The following is an 18166-nucleotide window of genomic DNA, read 5'->3' as shown; positions in this document are numbered from 1 at the left end:
AAAAACAGGTCTATCCGTTATGGGATAGACCTATTGTTCCATTTGATTGGTGATTTTCGTGACGGTCGAGTCATCCTTGATCTCCATCGGCTGATCATTCTCAAAGATGACCAATCCGTAATAGATCTGCAGATCATCATCACATGCTTCGCAAAAATACACCTCACCGGGATCCCAAAATGCTATAGAGTGAAAGTTCTTCGTTTTTGCCTTTGGAAAGCGTTCGCGGAAGCGCTTCATTTCTGTTAGAAATGTCTCCACAGCTTCATCCTTGCTTTCAAATAACCAATCCCTATCAATATCCTTTTCCCAGCCTTCAAAAAACCACCACGGCTCTGCATCACTTTTTGTCGTTATAACTCTCCAAGTAGTATCCAATGCTTCACCCTCCTTGCTACCATGTCCAAATTGTACATAAAAATGGGCCAGAAAGAAAAGTATTTAACTTAACCCCCGTATAAATTATTGACAAGTTCCCTCATGTACAAGCATAAGTTGAATAGAAAAGTACTATGCTGCCTGACGAGGAGGGAAATCATATGAATTTCATTGTATTGAAGAAAGGTTCCATCATTGCCATTCTGGTGACGATCCTGGTGATTACAGTCGGTACGATTTGGTCGTTATCTTCAAAGACTTCCTACCCCACAGTGTCGCTATCGGAGAAAATGGGAGAAAAACAAGTCATTCAGCTTGTAACCGGCGAGTTCAAATCGAAAACTGCCGATGGCAAAGAAATTGAAGCCTATCGGTGGGACCCGGGGACCATTGTAGTAGAAAAAGGCAGAGAGGTCGAACTCCGCATTTATGGAGTAAACGGCATGGAACACCCTTTTTACATTGAGGGAACCGATATTAAAGGGACTGTAAAAAAAGGCAAAGAAACCGTGGTAAATGTAACCTTCTCAAAAGAAGGCACGTACAGGCTTATTTGTGAAATGCATGAAACCATTGAGAAGAATGGTCCGATGATTGCTTATATCGTTGTTGATTAAGGCGCTGAATCTTGAAAATGAAAGGTCTCTAAAGTGGTGTGCCACTTAGAGATCTTTTTAATATGCTAAAATGGTCATTTTTCCTGAAACCATTTGTTCACAAAATCGTATAAAGAATTACCATGGATTCTATCCCCGTTTCGCAGTATACTGTATATGTGATAAAATGATCATTCATCTATTATTGTTGCAACTAGAATAGAAAAAGGAGTCTTCTCCATTGACATTCATTATTGTACAAGACTTATTGGACTTTTACTTAAGTCCTTTGCATGTTAGTATCGTATTTTTATTCATATTGGCATTAATCTGGGATCGGTGTCCATCACCATTCCATCTCTATACACAATATTATGATAAAAAACTTCAAGGAAACAACCTAATTGTCAGGCAGGTTGCAGAAAATGAGGTCATACCTGTCAGGGTCTGGTTTACGACCTGCATGAAGTTTCAATTCTACCATACTGATAATGATGACGAATCCTCTTCTGTATATGTGTAAAAGAAAAGCATATATATAGAGGAGGAAAAACATTGAAAAAAATTTCATTCATTTTCGTTTTACTATTATTCACATTGACTGGATGCCAGTCCGCCACTACTGAAGGGGCATTCTTTCATGATTATCTTGTCAATCCATTCTCATTTCTCATTCATGAAATAGGAACCTTCCTTGGCGGGAACTTTGGAGTGGCCATAATTGTGATCACCCTTCTTATTCGTCTGGTTCTTCTGCCATTTATGCTTAAAACGTATAAGAACCAACAGGATATGAAAGGGAAAATGGCGTTGATCAAGCCCGAGATGTCTGCGATCCAGAAAAAGATCAAAGAAACGAAGGACAAAGAAGAGCAGAAAGAACTTCAGCAGGAATTGATGATGCTCTATCAAAAAAACGGTGTAAATCCTCTCAATATGGGATGTTTGCCTCTATTGATCCAGACTCCCATCCTGATTGGACTCTATTATGCGATCCGTTCATCTTCAGAGATTGCCAGTCACTCTTTCCTATGGTTCAACCTGGGACAGCCGGACCATATCATGGCGATTATTGCCGGAATTGTATACTTGGCCCAATCACGCGTTTCGTTGATGAACATCCCTGCAGAGCAGCAAGCACAGATGAAAATTATGGGGCTTCTGTCCCCTGTCATGATCTTCATCTTTTCACTGAACGCACCTGCTGCACTTCCTTTATATTGGACTGTGGGGGGCGCATTCCTCATCCTTCAGACCCTGATCGGTAAGACCCTTTACCATCAGCAGCCATCATTAGATAATCAGCAAAGTCAATGACAAAAGGGAGCCGACCGGCTCCCTTTTGTTATATATTCTAGAATTATTTATTGAAAGACCCCATCCGTAACACAGACAGCCCTGCAATGAATAGAAGGGTCATGTAAATGATAAATGGATAAAATAAGAGTTGCCCACTCCAATCTTTCCCGAATAACAGCCCCTTATGCTCACTCGAAGCAACCGCTTCTGTGTGGGTCACGGGTTTTCCTTTCACCGGCGTCAAATTGGTTGAGAGCATTTCTTCATGATCCTGGTTATAAAGGATTAACTTTCCACTTGGGGCAAGTTCCTGTGTGATCTTCCCGTTTACAGGCTGGGTAAATGGAATATCCTTTTTCAAATCATAAGAAGTGCCGTCCAATTGAAAGACGGTCTCCTTGGGGATATAATTCCTTTCAAATTGATTCAACCCATAATCAAGCAGTTTCTTCGTATCTGAGTAAATGGCTTTTTTGGACTGTGCCTTCATCGTGACGACCACGATCGAAAGTTTGTCATTTTCTGCTGACGTCACCAGGGTGTGACGGGATTCGTCTATAAACCCATTCTTACCTCCCGTCACTTCAGGATAAGGAATTTCTCCCTTCACCATCTTGTGATGGTTATAAAGAGTGGTGTTCCACCCTTCAGCCTTCCAGTCCAGGGAGTCTATATCAAATAACTCCCTAAATTGTGTATTCTGTAACGCATAGCTTGTGATTTTGGCCATGTCATAGGCGGTAGTATAATGATTTTCCCCATAAAGACCATGGGGATTTTCAAAATGTGTATCCCGGACCCCCACTTCCTCTTTAAGAAAGAGATTCAATTTATCGACAAACTGTTTTACAGAACCCCCCGTATGTTCAGCGATGGCAACGGCAGCATCATTCCCCGAGTTCACCATCAGTCCTTGAAGCAACTGTTCCATAGTCAGGGTTTCACCGGCAGCTAAATAAACAGTGGAACCCTCTGTACGGCTTGCCTTCCCACTGATTTTCACCTTGTCACCGAGATTGCTATGCTGAATCGCATAAATCGCTGTAGCAATTTTTGTAATACTAGCGGGGTTCATTCGTTTAGTACCATTTTTAGAGTACAGGATGCTCCCGGTTTTTGAATCTATTATAATAGCGGAATCACTATAAACATTTCCTGGTTTTTCAACTGCATTTTGTTGAGCTGAAACGCTAGGGGTAATGAAGCAAAATAGAATCAGCACAATAACTTTTTTCATATATCCACACACCTGTCTTGTCATTGGTCTCACTAACCCATTCTACCAAAAATGGATTTCCTATAATCATTCAATTAAAAAATGTTATGAAATTGAAAGAATGATGCTAATTCTTTACATATTTCACCGATTCTTCTTCCATCACTGATTCTTTATTTCCATTTTCCCTTAGTTTCCACTAAAATGAGAGTATGAAGATGAAACTTTTTACACAATGAATCGTAAGTATGATAAGCATCTTTATTAAGGGGTAGATGAAATGAACACATTTCTGCAATTTTTATTAAGGACGGTCATCTCTTTCAGTATGGGGACCAGCAGTTTTATCGCTTACTTACTCCTCTTCGACATGGGATTTCCTCTTACACTCTTATCAGGTGTAGGTACCGGGGTACTCTTTTTCATTATTGTAAAGGCCCTTCAAAAAAAATGGTGGTTGAATAAAAACGGTCTTTCCGGACAGGAATTTCGATATATAAACAGAAATTTAAAGGAAGCCAAAGAAAAAGTAAAACGGCTTCAACGTCAGCAGTTAAGGGTAAGATCTCTTGGTGCCTTTAAGCAGGTCCTTGAGATCAATCGATTAAGCAGAAGAATATATCAACTTGTAAGAAAAGAACCTAAGAGATTTTTTTCAGCTGAGTCCTTCTTCTTCTATCATTTAGACTCTGTGGTGGAAATTACCGAGAAGTATACGTTTCTGGCTTCCCAGCCTGGTAAAAATAAAGAAACCTTCCTGTCTCTCCAGCAAACCCGTACGACACTGGACGATTTAACAGGTTCCTTGGAAAATGATTTACAGAAAGTGTTGGCAGATGACATGGATCACCTGCAATTTGAATTGAATTTTGCCAATCAGCATTTAACGCACAAAAAAGATCTCAAATAAATGTCGGAGGTTTTATGATGGAACAACGAAATGAACAATCAGAACTGGATTTATTGCTTTCAAACCCGTTTGGGGAAGAAATGCCTGCTGTGAACGAACAAACAAAGTCGCCCCTTTTACTTGACCGTTTACCTAAAGAACAGCAGGAAAAAGCAAAACAACTAGCCGCACAAATCGACTACAAAGATTATGAAGCCATTCTGAAATATGGAACAGCGGCCCAGTCCCAACTGTCGACATTCTCTCATTCCATGTTGGATCATGTGCAAAAACGAGACATCGGACCGATCGGTGACGTGTTAGGTGATTTAATGAAAAAGCTTGAGCAAATGAATCCCGATGAGCTTAATACGAAACAAAGAGGCGTATTTAAAAGGCTCTTTCGTAAAGTGTCTTCCTCTTTACAGGAAGTCCTTTCTAAATACCAAAAAATCGGATCTCAGATTGACCGGATTTCAATCAGATTGGAGCATTCAAAGAAGACATTGCTCGATGATAACCGATTATTGGAAACCTTATATGAAAAAAATAAAGATTACTTCCAAGCCCTCAATATGTACATTGCGGCTGCTGAAATCAAACGCGAAGAAATCCAGCACCATCTCCTCCCTTCTTTGCGTAAGAAAGCAGAAGAAACCGATGATGAGCTGATCTACCAGGAAGTCAATGACACCATGCAGTTCCTGGATCGATTGGATAAACGAATCCATGATTTGAAACTAAGCAGGCAAATGACGATTCAGTCCGCCCCTCAAATCCGTTTGATACAAAACACGAACCAGGCATTGGCAGAAAAAATCCAAGCTTCTGTCCTTACAGCGATTCCTCTTTGGAAGAATCAAATCGCCATCGCTCTTACCCTTCTGAATCAACAGAAGGCTGTTGCCGCTCAAAAGCAAGTATCACGCACGACTAACGAGCTGCTATTAAAGAATTCAGAGATGCTCAAAACAAACAGCATCGAGACCGCAAAAGAAAATGAACGGGGAATCATAGACATCGACACCCTGAAGAAAACCCAGGAAAATCTGATATCCACGATTGAAGAAACATTAGCCATCCAGGCAGAAGGCAGACAAAAGCGACAACAGGCAGAACAAGAAATGGTCACAATGGAAAACGATTTAAAACAGAAACTCATTGAAATCAGGAAATAAAAAAGAAAAAGAACCCTAGGTATCGGATAAATGATTCTCTTACCTAGGGTTCTTTTTGATCAAATCTTATTCGGTGTTCTAATACTCCTTTATTTCCTTTCATTATGCACGATGCTGTCCGTAATACTGTCATATTCATTCTCCGCAACGGCACTACTGATGATTTCTTCTTTTTCAAGCTTTGCAACCGCCTCATATTCTGCATACATGGCATGCTTCCTGAGGGTTGAGAGCTGGTTTTCTTTAAGTACAGGGTTCCGGTCAAATAATTCATCCAATTGTGCTTTGAGCATATCGATTCTTTTTTGGTATGTATCAATGAGCTCATTCGAAATTGGGTCAGTGATATAGAGCTTTTGTTTCACACGATGAATCTCTGATATCGCCATTTCATAACGGTGAAGCTGACTAAGTAATTTCTCGAATTCCTCATGACCTTCCTCTTTAGGCTTAATACCCAATACGTTGATTAACGGTTTGATGGTAAGTCCCTGGACAACCAAACTGAATAATACAACACTAAATCCGAGGATCAACACGTCTTCCCTGCCCGGGAAGTCCCGGGGCAGACTCAGTACAAGAGCAATCGAGAGAGAGCCTTTCAAACCTCCCCAATTCAGTATGTGCTTCCACATATGCGGGAAGTTCCCGATAAGGGACAAGCTTGTATAAACGGCTATACTCCTTGCCACTAATACGACAAGTATGGCTGCGAATATGTAGGGCCACTTCTCGAGGAGGTCGATCCTTGTTATTTCAAGCCCGACCATTAGGAAAACCAGAGAATTCGCAAGTAATGCTGCAACATCCCAAAAACTGTTGATATTCAACTTGGTAGTGGGACTCATCCCGATCTTCCCGCCGTAATTTCCGAATATCAGTGCTGCAATGACGACGGCGATGACCCCAGAAGCATGAACACTTTCCGCCAGTAGGAAGGAACCGTAAAATAGGATGACACTAAAAATGATTTCCAGGGGATAATCATCGTAGTACTTCGTTAAAATCGAAAAGGCATACCCCAGGGAACCACCGATGATCACTCCTAATGAGACCACTCTGATGAACTCCCACAACCCGCTTCCAAGACCCGCCCATCCAGCATCGATATATGATACAAGATAAAAGGCGGAAATATTGAATAAAACAACAGCTAAACCATCATTGAATAAGCTTTCACCTTCAATCACAACGGCTAATCTCTTCTTAACACCCACACTCTTGAAAATGCTTAATACACTGACAGGATCTGTGGCACTCATCAGAGCTCCAAACACAAAAGCTGCCTGAATAGAAAAATCAAAGAAATAATACGCTGAAAAACCGATGATTAAAAAAGAAATCAACGTTCCACCGAAAGCCAAAGCGATGATCGGTTCTTTATTCGCCCTTAAATGGGAATAAGGAAGCTTCAATGCCGCTTCTCCCAATAGAGCTGGTAAAAACAGGGTAATGATGACAAAATTAAACACTTCTCCTTCGGTAATGAAGGCTTTAAGCGGCTCCAAAACAGGTATATTGAATAACCCGATCAGCGCTCCAACAATCACGAGGGCAATCGGATAAGGCTGCTTGAATTTCTTGGAAATCGCCGTTATCCCGGCTGCAATCATGACTAACATAAGACCCAGTTCGAAAATATGGTGCATATCCAGCTCATGCATATATGTCCCTTCCTCCCTTGTACACTACTTTGTCTTTCCCTATCATCTTTACTTACTAACCTACCCTTTTGTATAAAAATGACTCATCTTCCCGACATATAATAACAGTTAAACTATTCTCATCTTTCTTTAGTATACAGAAATTTCCTTGGAGATTAAAATCCATTCCATTCATTGAGTCTTTTAAAACGAGAATAAGGGATAATAAGGAAGGGTAAGAAAAATGACGACTACAGAGAAACCTGGTAGTCGTCATTTTAATCATTTATATACTCTTGTACAGGAGCTTTCTGAGTAAAGGGAATAATACTTCCGGTAGTTCTTCCACATCTGAAACAAGGATGCTGTAATTCCCATAAATATTCTGGATGGTTTTTCTTTGGGAGTCATCTATATCACCGTTTGATAAAAAAACGTTGATGACTTCGATTCCCTTTTTCCTTGCATCCAAAACTGCTTCATGAGTATCGACAATTCCATTCTGTTCGTACTCCATGGCTGCAGGCTCACCATCAGAAAAAACAAGAAGGAATTTTTGTTTTTCATTCCGCATCAGAATTCTTTCTGTCATCAGACGAATCGCAAAACCATCCCGATTGTCCTCTTCCGGCTGAAGCTGCATGATTTCAGCACCACTTCCTGGTTTCAGGGAGGTATAGAAATCCAACACAGGGTTTAAGTAATTCGGCTGACTGGTCTTGGTCGCACGGTTCGTATCTTCCCAGAAGCCGACGACTTCATGTGCCACCCTGACTGATTTCAATGACTCATGAAACAACGTGATACCAAGCTTCGTCTGATCCATTTTGTCATACATGGAGCCTGAACAATCGACCAATAAAGAAAACACTGCATCTATCTCTGAGGAAGGGTTCTGCTTTTTATAAAAAAGTCTTGGATTATCATCAGTTATGAAACGCAATAACTTGTTGTTCAATCTTCCGAAATGCAGATCGCTGCGAGGCTGTATACGCTTATGTTCCAGTGTTTTCTCAATCATCTTCTGAAGCTTTTTCTGAAATGGAGCAACCATTCCTTTGTTCTGACTATACTCCAGCTTCTCTTCAGAAGTTGGAACAGATGGAGTAAGAAAGTGAGATACTGCGAAGCGATTGTCTTTTCCATACTCACTTTCTCCCCCTCCGGACTCTTCCCTTTCCCGCTCCTCGGCTTTCACATCATGGTACTGCTCCTGTTCCGTCTCCTGCTTGGAGCCTTGAACCATTGCTAAAGCCTGATCAGCATCATCCCCTTCACGGACACCTTCTCCCATGAGATCGGATTGCGAACCTTGATCCAGATCGAATTGCAGGAAGGATTCCCCTTTGTCACTTGTTTCCCTGTGCCAAGTACGGAATTCTTCATCCAGGATTTCTTCTTCCCCCGTGCTTTCTTCTTCCAGCACATCATGATTCTCCAGAGGGTCTTTCCTTTTTAAATCGTCAAATGTTTCGCCCGATGTTTCTTCCATCCCATAGACGTCCTCAGGCAAATGGAAGTATTCATTCAACATATCTTTTTGGATGATCTCATCCACAACCTCTACAATCTCCAAAGCAACCCTCACGACATCCTTCGTCTGACGGGTCTCATAAAATCGGGTCAACTGGCCATGAATAAACGGCATTGCGAGGTCTATATCCTCATTTATCTTCACCGGTTGTTCCAACGGGGATTGAGCGTGTAGAAGGAGGTAAATCGAATTGAACAGAGCATCTGTAAACACGCTTTTCGTTAAATTCACTTTAAGCTGAGCTTCAAAGTGCTGACGGTACAATGTCCTTCTCGTGTCAAATGATCTCTTGGTACCCGGTCGTTTGGATTTGCAAATTTCCTCCAAACGTATTTCTTCCCCTATGACAAATAATTGCTTTGCGAATCGTGGAATCGAAGTGGTTTTTACTTTTTCAATGTATTTAATTACATCTTCTTTCTCCGTTTGATGAAGATTACCGATGGTCCTCAAGTAAATATCACTTTTCAACCCGTGGACTTCGTCATCTCGTTTTCGATGGTCCCAGAAGTGACTGACATAGACCGTTTCCTCTTTATAGTCCAAATAAGAAAACGGACCATATTTCAAATTCATTTCCCCATTCTTAGACAGAGTCTTGGTAAGATCCGCCATTTCCATCACTAAAAATGAATCAATGTTTTCATCATTAAATTGAATAAATCGGTGCATTACAAATCCCTCATTCAAATAAGGTTTCTGCTATATTCAGAATAGCCGCTTTCTCACGTTCATCTTCAAGTTTATCAACGATTCCTCTCTGTATCGCACGTTTGGCAGGGAGATACAGAGCCAGGTCACAGGCATCAAGTAGAGCTCGTATGGAGGCCGCTTCCTCTGATATTTGTCCATTTTTCACCTGGATCAGTAAATCCGAAGATAAGTCCACAAATCGCCCGATGAGCTTGTCATCCGAAAGCTTACTTTGACTTTCGATGACACTCTTCAGCGTTTCTCCTTCAATATAAGGTACGTCTATGACAACAAAGCGATTTTTCAGTGCCTCATTTAACGGAACCGTACCTACATACCCTTCATTAATAGCAGCTACAACCCCAAATGAGGGAGCAGCTTTCACAACTTCACCTGTAAATGGGTTCGTAATACTTCTTCTATAATCCAACACACCGTTTAAAATCGGCAATGTTTCAGGTTTGGCCATATTAATTTCGTCAATATAGAGCAGATGACCATTTTTCATTGCTTGAATTACAGGCCCTTCTATGAAATCGATGGTATTTTTTCCATCCCTTTCACTGATCGTCTTATATCCTAATAATGCTTCTGCATCGAGATCAACCGAGCAGTTGATACTGTGCATCGGCTGAGAGAATATCGATGATAATGAATCGGAAAGCTTTGTTTTCCCAGACCCAGTAGGTCCTTTAAGAAGAAGGTTTTTCCCAAGGGAAAGAGAGATGATGCTGTCCTCGATGATATAATCTTCACTGGCCGTATATCCCCCTTCCCCGATCAATGAATGGTACTCAGTACTTACGAATGCTTGTTTTCTTTCCATTATTATACGATTGACCGATTCCGGCAGTCGTCTTTCCAAATTCATGCTTTGACATCCTTTCCAATTCACATACTAGTCATTCTACATGTAATAGCGCTTCCACTGCAAAGGGTCTGCACAAATTTATTATTTCGGCAGATCAAGAAAAAAACACCCAATTCCGGGTGTGGTAAGATTTATATATTCAGATCATATCGGGTGAATCCCCTATAGACATACATGCCGGCTTTTTCATAGACAATTGTGGCATCGGTATAGCTGTCGCTGTCTACGGAGAGGGCTGCTGTCTTCATCCGACGTTCTTTCAGCATGCGAAATGCGTAATGAAGTAAATGATGGGCAAGTCCCCTGCGACGCGAGTCTCTCTGAATGCCCAGATGAGTGATTTCCCCCATCCTGGTCTCCTCATTAACAGAACAAAGGATAAATCCTATCAGATTGTCTCCTTCTTTCAACAGATACCAAAGAGTCGGATCGAAAGAAGGGCGATGAAAACGCTTCTTGAATTCTTCCAATTCAGTTGGGTGATAATCGAAATGGTCCGAAAAAACCTCTTCAAACAGTTCATGAAGACACTGTGTTTCAGTATCGGGATTGAAACTTGAAATTTGATAATAAGAAGGAATGGAGGTGATTGTCAAATCTTCAAGATCCTTTTTCATCTGAAACCAGAAACGGGTTGCAGTAAACCCACATTGTTCGAAAGTCCTTTTCTCTACTTCCAGATTTGCAGATAGGATAATGGATTTGTTTCCACTTTTCTTTTTTTTACCGATTCTAGCGGTTGACACTAATTCTTTTACCATTTCCTTTATATAGTGATTCATATGTTCATTTGGGTTAGCAAGAATTAAAGAGGGAAGGCGATGATCTTTTTCAGTCAAAATGGAGATAGCTGCTAAATCCCCATTATGCCAAAGACCTATGCGGTCTGTTTCTGGAATCGATTCCACCATCTCATGTATTTCTTCTTCACTGGTTTGCCTTTCTCCGAATGCCTTTCGTTCATAGTTCATAAATAGTTCTTTCAGTGATGACATGTCCTGTAAAGTAACCACCCGTTTACTAAATGACTGCTGCATTTATCGTCTCCCCATCCATCCCAATTTTAATCCGTTTGAAAAACGCAATAAAAAAAGCTCTTTTCTCAAAGATTGTTGTTTTCTAACATAGTAATTGCCAGGGCTCTGTCTATGTGTGCGGGATAGATGGTGCGGGGAACGGCTTCGCTTCCGGGGTCTTGGCACGCCCGTTTTTCCGCAGGAGTCTACGCCGTTCCCCGCACCATCAAAAAGAGATATCGTGACAGAGCTTAATAGTGTAAAAAATCGAATAAAATAGTATTTTACTATTCAAGCTAAAATCTACCACTGCCAACGTTGTAAATTGATCTTTTTTAGATGTGTATGGAAGAAGATAAATCAACCACCACTCGCTACCATCAATACCAACAAAGTATATGAAAAGAGTTTAATATATCTTTCGTAAAATTCACATTAAAAAAGCTGATTTCTCCCGTTTAGGAAAAAATCAGCTGAAAGATGGATTAGATCTCTTCAAAGTATTCTTTGTAGAATCCTCCCATTTTGCCACTTTCATCGATGACGAAGTAGTATTCATCTGATTCGTTTTTCACTTCATATTCTTTTCCAACTGTAAGGACATTCGCCACTGTGTATTTCTTCGCGTCCGTATGTACACACTTTATCTTTTTATTCGAATGATTCTCCGTCCAAGTTTTATGGATCAAGTCGATAACCTCCTTTTCAACAGAACTATGGTACTAGTATATTCTTACAGGCGCATTAGTTCAACTACTATCTAAATCCGATTACGGCTGAATCGGTATTTGCTGCTCTTTATATAGTTTTTTGTCGACTTTTTTTTGATTTTGTCACACCAATCAATTGGTATATGGTATATTATAGGAGATAAACCATTGGGAGAGGTGCGATCTTCATGAAAAAAGGATTAACCAGAATAGGGATCGTTTTATCCATCCTTTTGTTTTTTTATATGAGCACCCACCGGCCGAATGAAGAACAGTTTTACTCTTGGCTTTTAAATGAATATGATATCGAATGCCATGCTTCGATTACCTGCACCAAAAAAGTGGAGGGGAATTCCTATACAACCTTAATCGAAACAGGATCAAATATTAAGAATGGCTACTTGCTGTTTAACACGATCGGCAAGATCTATGAGGATGAGAGTGGTTCCAGAACAACCGTTAAAGCGATAGGTGTATTCGGTAAGTATTTCACGATCATTATAGATGAACAAGGCTGATGAACATTCCTTCATCAGTCTTTTCTTATTTTCGATACCTTACTTTTTTCCACTTTGTTTTATTGGTACTTTTTTTCATAGTGAAGAAGATTCCGTAAATAATCAGTGCGATCAATGGGATGACAAAAATAATCCCTGCTTTTACGCTCACGTCCTTTAACAGTGCCTGATAGCTCTTAGGGAAGTAACGTCCAATCTGAAAATAGACAATTCCCCATACGAATGCTGATGGAAGGGCATAAAGAAGATACTTCATGAAGGAGATCCCTCTTATTGAACCTGCAATATATGGCATGACTAACCGGACCCCTGGTATAAAATAGCTGAATGAAATCGCCAATGGACCATATTTATTCAGCCAAACTTCACCATTTTCAATGAGTTTTTTGGATTTGCTCCCAATCCTCACCCTGGATGTCAATTTAGTGCCAAAATACCTTCCATTCATGAAGGCAAAGGTCCCATAGGAGATCAATCCACTATACATAAAGAAAAAAGAGGTGTACGGATTAAAATGTCTCCATTCAGAAAGATATCCGGCTAATGCAGCAGCCAATTCGTTTGGTACCGGTAGACCCACAAACACGACCCAACTAAATAGGAACATGGCTATATAACCAAATTGATCAACTAAATGAAGTAAAAAGTCCATCACACACCTCTTCTCACATAATACAATTTGTATCTCCCCAGTGACCCACCTGATCACTTATTAAATACCCCGACTGATTAAGATGAAATCATTGCTGATTCATGAAGTGTCCGCCCCTTTAACTTGACTTAAGGAGGTTCTCCACTTGATCTTTCGTCATACCTATCTCCATTAACTGTCTTTGTAGTTTTTCATGATAAGACTGACTGACATGCGGACGGCTGCCCCTAAGGATTTCCCTGGCATAATGATCGGGGGGACAAGTTTCAATATATTTCAACTTTACAATAAAGGTCAGTACATCGTTATACGGTTTTCCGTCTATCAGTATGTCAATGAAAGCCGCTCTGTACCAACCCGGTGTGACACCCTCCCTTGTGAACAGATACTCTACAGCCTCTCTGGGGATATCATATACTACCCCTTCCATCCTTCCTCCATCTTCAATGATATCTCCACGACCTCCATCATGTACTTGAAAGAGATACTTCATTGTATATCCTTCCAATACCCCTGCTCCAAGGCATTCCTTGAAATGACGATCAACCTGGGCTTTTTTAAATCGATCATCATCCATACAGGATCCGTATGCAAAGTATAGTGTTCTTTCGGTTCCCTTAAGGAATTGATGGACCTTCCAATCTCCCGAAGGAATTTCTTCTTGAAATAATGCTTTATCTTCGGAATAAAAGACAAATGCTTCCCGGGTTCCGGTGTCTGTTTCAACTTCCTTAATCTTGCGGATAAATAGGTTCTCTTCACGATCTTCCAGGAAATCCTCAAGCTCATCGATCTCCACCAAGATGTCTGAGTCGATCTTATATAATTCTCCATAGACCGTTCCATTGCCTTCTTTCATGGCGGGATAGCCTCTATTCGTTTCATATAGCAGTCCTTCTACCCAGGCTTGTTCCCGGACCAATGAAGCATCTTTTAATAAGGAATGATTACTTTCATGTCTTCTTAACGTACCATAGACAAACACGTACACCACGTTACCCCTCTCTCTTGTTAACATAACTTTATTACAGTTAATCACTCAAACTAGCTTTCTTATATTTTATCAAATGATCTTTGAAATTTCAGTATTCTCTCCTTTCATTATACGAATAATCATAAAAAAAGGACATTCCCAACTTTATGTTAGGGATGTCCTTTTCGGGGAAACGCTTCCATTTTTTAAATTACTTTTTTGGGATGGCAGTTTGCTTCGCCTGCTCTCTTAATCGGAATTTTTGGATTTTACCAGAGGCAGTCATTGGGTAGGAATCAGTAAATTCGATATATCTTGGGATTTTATGACGTGAGATCTTACCAGTGCAATACTCCCTGATCTCTTCAGGGGTAGCAGTTTGTCCTTCCTTCAAAATGATCCAGGCCATGACCTCTTCACCATACACCTCATCTGGAATCCCAATCACCTGTACATCCAATACCTTAGGATGGGAATAAAGGAACTCTTCAATCTCTCTAGGGTAAATATTCTCACCACCTCGAATGATCATATCTTTTAATCTTCCTGTAATCCTGCAATATCCGTGTTCATCCATGACGGCTAAATCACCTGTATGGAGCCAGCCTTCATCGTCAATGGCAAGCCTTGTCGCCTCTTCATTTTTATAGTATCCTTTCATGACGTGATATCCACGGGTACACAATTCTCCTTGGACTCCGTTTGGGATTTCACGATTTGAACCGGGCTCGACAATTTTCACTTCGACATTCGGCAGGGATTTCCCAACGGTCTCGACTTTTAATTCAATCGGATCATGGGTACGTGTCTGGGTGATGACGGGGGATGACTCTGTCTGACCATATGCGATCGTGATTTCATCTGCCCCCATTTTATCCATGACCCCTTTCATCACTTCAATCGGACAATTACTGCCAGCCATGATACCGGTGCGAAGATGGGATAGATCATATTTGTCGAAACCCGGGAGATTTAACTCAGAAATAAACATGGTAGGCACTCCATGAAGACCCGTGCACTTTTCATCCTGGACCGTTTTCAAGACCTGGCGGGGATCGAATTCCTGTAACGGGACCATTGTGGCTCCTACGGAAACACAAGCAAGTACCCCTAGTACGCACCCGAAGCAATGAAAGAATGGAACTGGAATGCATAAACGATCTTCATTGCCAAGCCTCATGCAGCCAGCAATATTATACCCGTTGTTTACGATATTGGAGTGCGTGAGCATGACCCCTTTTGGAAACCCTGTCGTTCCTGACGTATATTGCATATTGATGACATCATGTGGGGAGAGGCTGGAAAGTCTTGAATCAAGGTCTTTATCTTCCACTTCTTTCCCTTTCTCCATGATATCCTGCCAGCTATATGTACCAGGGTAAGAATTCTCCCCTAAAACAATCACATTTTTTAAGAAAGGCAGTTTTGCACTCTTTAACTTCCCCGGCTCGGAAGACTTCAATTCGGGACAGATTTCATAAAGCATGTCTATATATGACGTACCCCTGAATTCTTCCATCAAAATAATCGTCTGACTGTCAGATTGTTTTAGTAAATATTCTAATTCAGCACTTCGATAATTTGTGTTCACTGTGACCAGTACGGCACCCATTTTCCCGGTGGAGAACTGGCTGACTAACCATTCAGGTGTGTTTGATGCCCAAATGGCGATATGATCCCCTTTATTAATGCCAAGATTCATAAAGCCCTTTGCTGCCTGTCTGCATAATTGGTTAAACTCGTGATAGGACCATCTTAACCCCCTGTCAGCATAGACAACCGCTTCACTGTCCGGCTGAATGCGTGCTTTTTCTTCGAGAAGATCCCCTACTGTAGTGTGTAAAATCTCCGTCAAATGATTTTCCCCCTTTAGTATGACCCTGTAAAAATTGGAACCTTCCACAAGTGATTCAAGAGGTGGCATTCCAGTTCCTTATGCGTGTATATTATCACAAAAATTAAAATTTTCAAACTAATCAATATCTACCTATAAAATCAGGTTAAATAGTCCGGTACCATACTACCGACAAAATCCAACAAGTCTTCATATGTAGAACTGGTTAGTGTAGACAAAATATTCATTCATTAAACCAAATTCAACAAAAAAACTAAAAATACAACTTTAGACGGAATTTATGAAAAAACTCTTTTCAAATGAAGGTTTTCTATGTAGAATAAATAGAAAATATAGAAAATTCTATATTTTATACATTTCCTGGGAGGTTGGTCATGAAAATCTTAAGTAATGAACAGTTGGTGGCAGCTTATCGTGATGCTGAGAAACAAGGGAATGATCAAGACTGGATATCGCTTCTTAAGAAAGAAATTCGTAACCGTGGATTGAAACCTTTTAGGAAATCTTGACTCTGTAAATAAACATAAAAATTGAAAATCAACTTATCTCACCCCCTGAGATACCTATTGATGACAGGCTCAAATTCATTTGAGCCTGTCTTTTTTCATGATTTTCAGTCCATGGTATTCCTCGATTTGCTTCATTTGATCATGATCGAGAAGTCCGATTTTATGAAACAGAAAAGAATACTGAACCACTTTTTTTGAGTGATAAGCTTTCATATTTGTTCACCCTTTCCGTTTGCTATTGTCCATAAGTTTCCTTGTGGAAACTTTATTACATTTAACCATATTTTATTCCTATGGTGAAAATACGTGAAAAAAAAGCTGATTCATATACCACCAGGGGTCATATGAATCAGCCTAACATTCATCTTTCATTATTCAATCAGCGTTGTTTACCCTTCAAGAAGTAAATCTTCAGGGTTTTCAAGTAAGTCTTTAACCATTGCCAGGAATCCAACAGCTTCTTTTCCATCAATGATTCTATGATCATATGATAAAGCAATGTACATCATTGGACGATTTTCCATTGTATCTTTATCAATGGCAACAGGTCGAAGTTGGATTTTATGCATTCCGAGAATTCCAACCTGTGGTCCATTTAAGATCGGCGTAGACAGTAATGAACCGAATACCCCACCATTAGTGATGGTAAATGATCCTCCTTGCAGGTCTCCAAGGGATAATTTGTTGTTTCTGGCCTTAGTAGCCAGTTCCATGATTTCCCCTTCAATTTCTGCAAAATTCTTTCGTTCGCAGTCACGTACAACAGGTACAACTAATCCATCATCAGTGGAGACGGCTACGCCGACATCGTAGAATTTCTTAAGGACGATTTCATCCCCATCAATTTCACCGTTTACGTAAGGGTATTTCTTCAGCGCTGCTACCACTGCTTTTGTAAAGAAACTCATGAAACCAAGTCTTACATCATGGTCATCAAAGAATTTGTCCTTCTTACGCTTACGTAACTCCATGACTTTACTCATATCAATTTCGTTGAACGTCGTCAACATGGCAGCCGTCTGCTGAACCTCGACTAATCGTTTTGCAATCGTTTGACGTCGGCGGGACATTTTCTCACGTACCACTGGCTTTCCATCATCTTTCTTTGCTGGAGCCTTTTTCGCCTCTGCAGCAGGTTTAGAAGGTGCTTCTGCCGGTTTATTACTAAAGGCTTCTATGTCCTGTTTACGCACACGTCCAAGTGGATCTGTTGGAACTTCAGAGAGGTCGATGCCTTTCTCGCGAGCTAACTTGCGTGCTGCAGGAGAAGCGATCGGACGATTCTTTTTGTCCTCTTTCACTGGAGCTTCTTCAACTGATGGTTCTTTTGTCTTCTCTTCGTTTTCTTCCTTCTTGGGCGCTTCTTCCTTTGCATCAGGGGTTGCTTTAGCTTCTCCGCCTGCACCTACAATGGCAATCACTTGACCCACTTCTACTGTATCGCCTTCCTCAGCTTTAAGCTCCTGGATTGTACCGGCTTCTTCTGAAATGACTTCCACATTTACTTTATCGGTTTCAAGTTCGACGATATATTCGCCTTTTTCAACATAATCCCCGGGCTGCTTCAGCCATTGTGCAATCGTACCTTCTGTAATTGATTCTGCTAATTCTGGAACTTTAATTTCTGCCACTGTGA

Annotated in this window: 19 protein-coding genes; 7 read left to right on the top strand and 12 right to left on the bottom strand. The window is 40.7% G+C overall.

Annotation, left to right across the window (positions count from 1 at the left end; genetic code table 11):
• Positions 1 to 30: 30 nt before the first annotated feature.
• Positions 31 to 378 carry a DUF1033 family protein gene (locus NQ095_RS02340; protein ID WP_258261906.1) on the bottom strand — a complete coding sequence of 116 codons (348 nt, stop codon included), beginning with the start codon at positions 376 to 378 and terminating at the stop codon, positions 31 to 33.
• Positions 379 to 539: 161 nt separating this feature from the next.
• Here NQ095_RS02340 and NQ095_RS02335 point away from each other — a divergent pair, with 161 nt between their 5' ends.
• From NQ095_RS02335 to yidC, 3 genes are all read left to right on the top strand, one after another.
• Positions 540 to 995: a cupredoxin domain-containing protein gene (locus tag NQ095_RS02335; RefSeq protein WP_258261905.1), complete on the top strand. Its 456-nt coding sequence runs from the start codon at positions 540 to 542 to the stop codon at positions 993 to 995.
• A 220-nt stretch (positions 996 to 1215) separates the two neighbouring features.
• Positions 1216 to 1497 carry a hypothetical protein gene (locus NQ095_RS02330; protein ID WP_258261904.1) on the top strand — a complete coding sequence of 94 codons (282 nt, stop codon included), beginning with the start codon at positions 1216 to 1218 and terminating at the stop codon, positions 1495 to 1497.
• Between the two features lie 32 nt (positions 1498 to 1529).
• The gene (gene yidC / locus NQ095_RS02325; RefSeq protein WP_258261903.1) at positions 1530 to 2291 is read left to right on the top strand and encodes a membrane protein insertase YidC; all 762 of its coding nucleotides are present in this window, start codon (positions 1530 to 1532) and stop codon (positions 2289 to 2291) included.
• A 43-nt stretch (positions 2292 to 2334) separates the two neighbouring features.
• On the opposite strand, the gene NQ095_RS02320 is transcribed toward yidC, so the two are convergent.
• Positions 2335 to 3510 (bottom strand): D-alanyl-D-alanine carboxypeptidase family protein, encoded by a 1176-nt coding sequence (locus NQ095_RS02320; protein WP_258261902.1) that lies wholly within the window; start codon positions 3508 to 3510, stop codon positions 2335 to 2337.
• 259 nt (positions 3511 to 3769) lie between these two features.
• Between NQ095_RS02320 and NQ095_RS02315 the strand changes: the two genes are divergently transcribed.
• A complete protein-coding gene (locus NQ095_RS02315) occupies positions 3770 to 4399 on the top strand; it encodes a 5-bromo-4-chloroindolyl phosphate hydrolysis family protein (protein WP_258261901.1) in 630 nt (209 codons plus the stop codon).
• 14 nt (positions 4400 to 4413) lie between these two features.
• Entirely contained in the window at positions 4414 to 5556 is a 1143-nt protein-coding gene (locus NQ095_RS02310) for a toxic anion resistance protein (RefSeq protein ID WP_258261900.1), read from the top strand.
• Positions 5557 to 5645: 89 nt separating this feature from the next.
• Here NQ095_RS02310 and NQ095_RS02305 read toward each other — a convergent pair whose 3' ends face one another.
• From NQ095_RS02305 to NQ095_RS02285, 5 genes are all read right to left on the bottom strand, one after another.
• Positions 5646 to 7220: a cation:proton antiporter domain-containing protein gene (locus NQ095_RS02305; protein ID WP_258261899.1), complete on the bottom strand. Its 1575-nt coding sequence runs from the start codon at positions 7218 to 7220 to the stop codon at positions 5646 to 5648.
• Between the two features lie 265 nt (positions 7221 to 7485).
• Positions 7486 to 9405, bottom strand: a complete 1920-nt coding sequence (locus NQ095_RS02300) for a vWA domain-containing protein (protein ID WP_258261898.1) — start codon at positions 9403 to 9405, stop codon at positions 7486 to 7488.
• 10 nt (positions 9406 to 9415) lie between these two features.
• Entirely contained in the window at positions 9416 to 10252 is an 837-nt protein-coding gene (locus tag NQ095_RS02295; RefSeq protein WP_375162803.1) for an ATP-binding protein, read from the bottom strand.
• A gap of 176 nt (positions 10253 to 10428) precedes the next feature.
• Positions 10429 to 11334, bottom strand: a complete 906-nt coding sequence (locus NQ095_RS02290; protein WP_258261896.1) for a GNAT family N-acetyltransferase — start codon at positions 11332 to 11334, stop codon at positions 10429 to 10431.
• A gap of 464 nt (positions 11335 to 11798) precedes the next feature.
• Complete coding sequence (locus NQ095_RS02285) at positions 11799 to 12002, bottom strand: DUF6501 family protein (protein ID WP_258261895.1); 204 nt, start codon at positions 12000 to 12002, stop codon at positions 11799 to 11801.
• Between the two features lie 209 nt (positions 12003 to 12211).
• Between NQ095_RS02285 and NQ095_RS02280 the strand changes: the two genes are divergently transcribed.
• Entirely contained in the window at positions 12212 to 12541 is a 330-nt protein-coding gene (locus NQ095_RS02280) for a hypothetical protein (RefSeq protein WP_258261894.1), read from the top strand.
• A gap of 25 nt (positions 12542 to 12566) precedes the next feature.
• Here the strand turns inward: NQ095_RS02280 and NQ095_RS02275 are convergent, their stop codons facing one another.
• The 3 genes from NQ095_RS02275 to NQ095_RS02265 form a co-directional block, all read right to left on the bottom strand.
• Positions 12567 to 13193, bottom strand: coding sequence for a DedA family protein (locus NQ095_RS02275; protein WP_258261893.1), 627 nt, complete (start codon positions 13191 to 13193; stop codon positions 12567 to 12569).
• A gap of 118 nt (positions 13194 to 13311) precedes the next feature.
• Positions 13312 to 14184 carry a gamma-glutamylcyclotransferase family protein gene (locus NQ095_RS02270; RefSeq protein WP_258261892.1) on the bottom strand — a complete coding sequence of 291 codons (873 nt, stop codon included), beginning with the start codon at positions 14182 to 14184 and terminating at the stop codon, positions 13312 to 13314.
• A 193-nt stretch (positions 14185 to 14377) separates the two neighbouring features.
• Positions 14378 to 16012, bottom strand: coding sequence for an AMP-binding protein (locus NQ095_RS02265; protein WP_258262199.1), 1635 nt, complete (start codon positions 16010 to 16012; stop codon positions 14378 to 14380).
• A 383-nt stretch (positions 16013 to 16395) separates the two neighbouring features.
• Here NQ095_RS02265 and sda point away from each other — a divergent pair, with 383 nt between their 5' ends.
• Positions 16396 to 16530, top strand: a complete 135-nt coding sequence (gene sda, locus NQ095_RS02260; protein ID WP_034758885.1) for a sporulation histidine kinase inhibitor Sda — start codon at positions 16396 to 16398, stop codon at positions 16528 to 16530.
• A 75-nt stretch (positions 16531 to 16605) separates the two neighbouring features.
• Here the strand turns inward: sda and NQ095_RS02255 are convergent, their stop codons facing one another.
• Both NQ095_RS02255 and odhB read right to left on the bottom strand, forming a co-directional pair.
• On the bottom strand, positions 16606 to 16743 hold the full coding sequence (locus tag NQ095_RS02255) for a hypothetical protein (RefSeq protein WP_258261891.1): 138 nt from the start codon (positions 16741 to 16743) through the stop codon (positions 16606 to 16608).
• A gap of 176 nt (positions 16744 to 16919) precedes the next feature.
• Positions 16920 to 18161, bottom strand: a complete 1242-nt coding sequence (gene odhB / locus NQ095_RS02250) for a 2-oxoglutarate dehydrogenase complex dihydrolipoyllysine-residue succinyltransferase (RefSeq protein ID WP_258261890.1) — start codon at positions 18159 to 18161, stop codon at positions 16920 to 16922.
• Between the last annotated feature and the right edge of the window lie 5 nt (positions 18162 to 18166).

The organism is Rossellomorea sp. SC111, from assembly GCF_024733565.1.
Classification (GTDB): domain Bacteria; phylum Bacillota; class Bacilli; order Bacillales; family Bacillaceae_B; genus Rossellomorea.
The sequence above is the reverse complement of the archived record's forward strand: the minus strand, read 5'-3'. Positions and strand labels throughout refer to the sequence as shown.

Coding starts and splice junctions, on each gene's coding strand:
- NQ095_RS02335 (WP_258261905.1), top strand. CDS start 540: ATGAATTTCATTGTATTGAAGAAAGGTTCCATCATTGCCATTCTGGTG.
- NQ095_RS02320 (WP_258261902.1), bottom strand. CDS start 3,510: ATGAAAAAAGTTATTGTGCTGATTCTATTTTGCTTCATTACCCCTAGC.
- NQ095_RS02315 (WP_258261901.1), top strand. CDS start 3,770: ATGAACACATTTCTGCAATTTTTATTAAGGACGGTCATCTCTTTCAGT.
- NQ095_RS02310 (WP_258261900.1), top strand. CDS start 4,414: ATGATGGAACAACGAAATGAACAATCAGAACTGGATTTATTGCTTTCA.
- NQ095_RS02305 (WP_258261899.1), bottom strand. CDS start 7,220: ATGCATGAGCTGGATATGCACCATATTTTCGAACTGGGTCTTATGTTA.
- NQ095_RS02300 (WP_258261898.1), bottom strand. CDS start 9,405: ATGCACCGATTTATTCAATTTAATGATGAAAACATTGATTCATTTTTA.
- NQ095_RS02295 (WP_375162803.1), bottom strand. CDS start 10,252: ATGGAAAGAAAACAAGCATTCGTAAGTACTGAGTACCATTCATTGATC.
- NQ095_RS02290 (WP_258261896.1), bottom strand. CDS start 11,334: ATGCAGCAGTCATTTAGTAAACGGGTGGTTACTTTACAGGACATGTCA.
- NQ095_RS02280 (WP_258261894.1), top strand. CDS start 12,212: ATGAAAAAAGGATTAACCAGAATAGGGATCGTTTTATCCATCCTTTTG.
- NQ095_RS02275 (WP_258261893.1), bottom strand. CDS start 13,193: ATGGACTTTTTACTTCATTTAGTTGATCAATTTGGTTATATAGCCATG.
- sda (WP_034758885.1), top strand. CDS start 16,396: ATGAAAATCTTAAGTAATGAACAGTTGGTGGCAGCTTATCGTGATGCT.
- NQ095_RS02255 (WP_258261891.1), bottom strand. CDS start 16,743: ATGAAAGCTTATCACTCAAAAAAAGTGGTTCAGTATTCTTTTCTGTTT.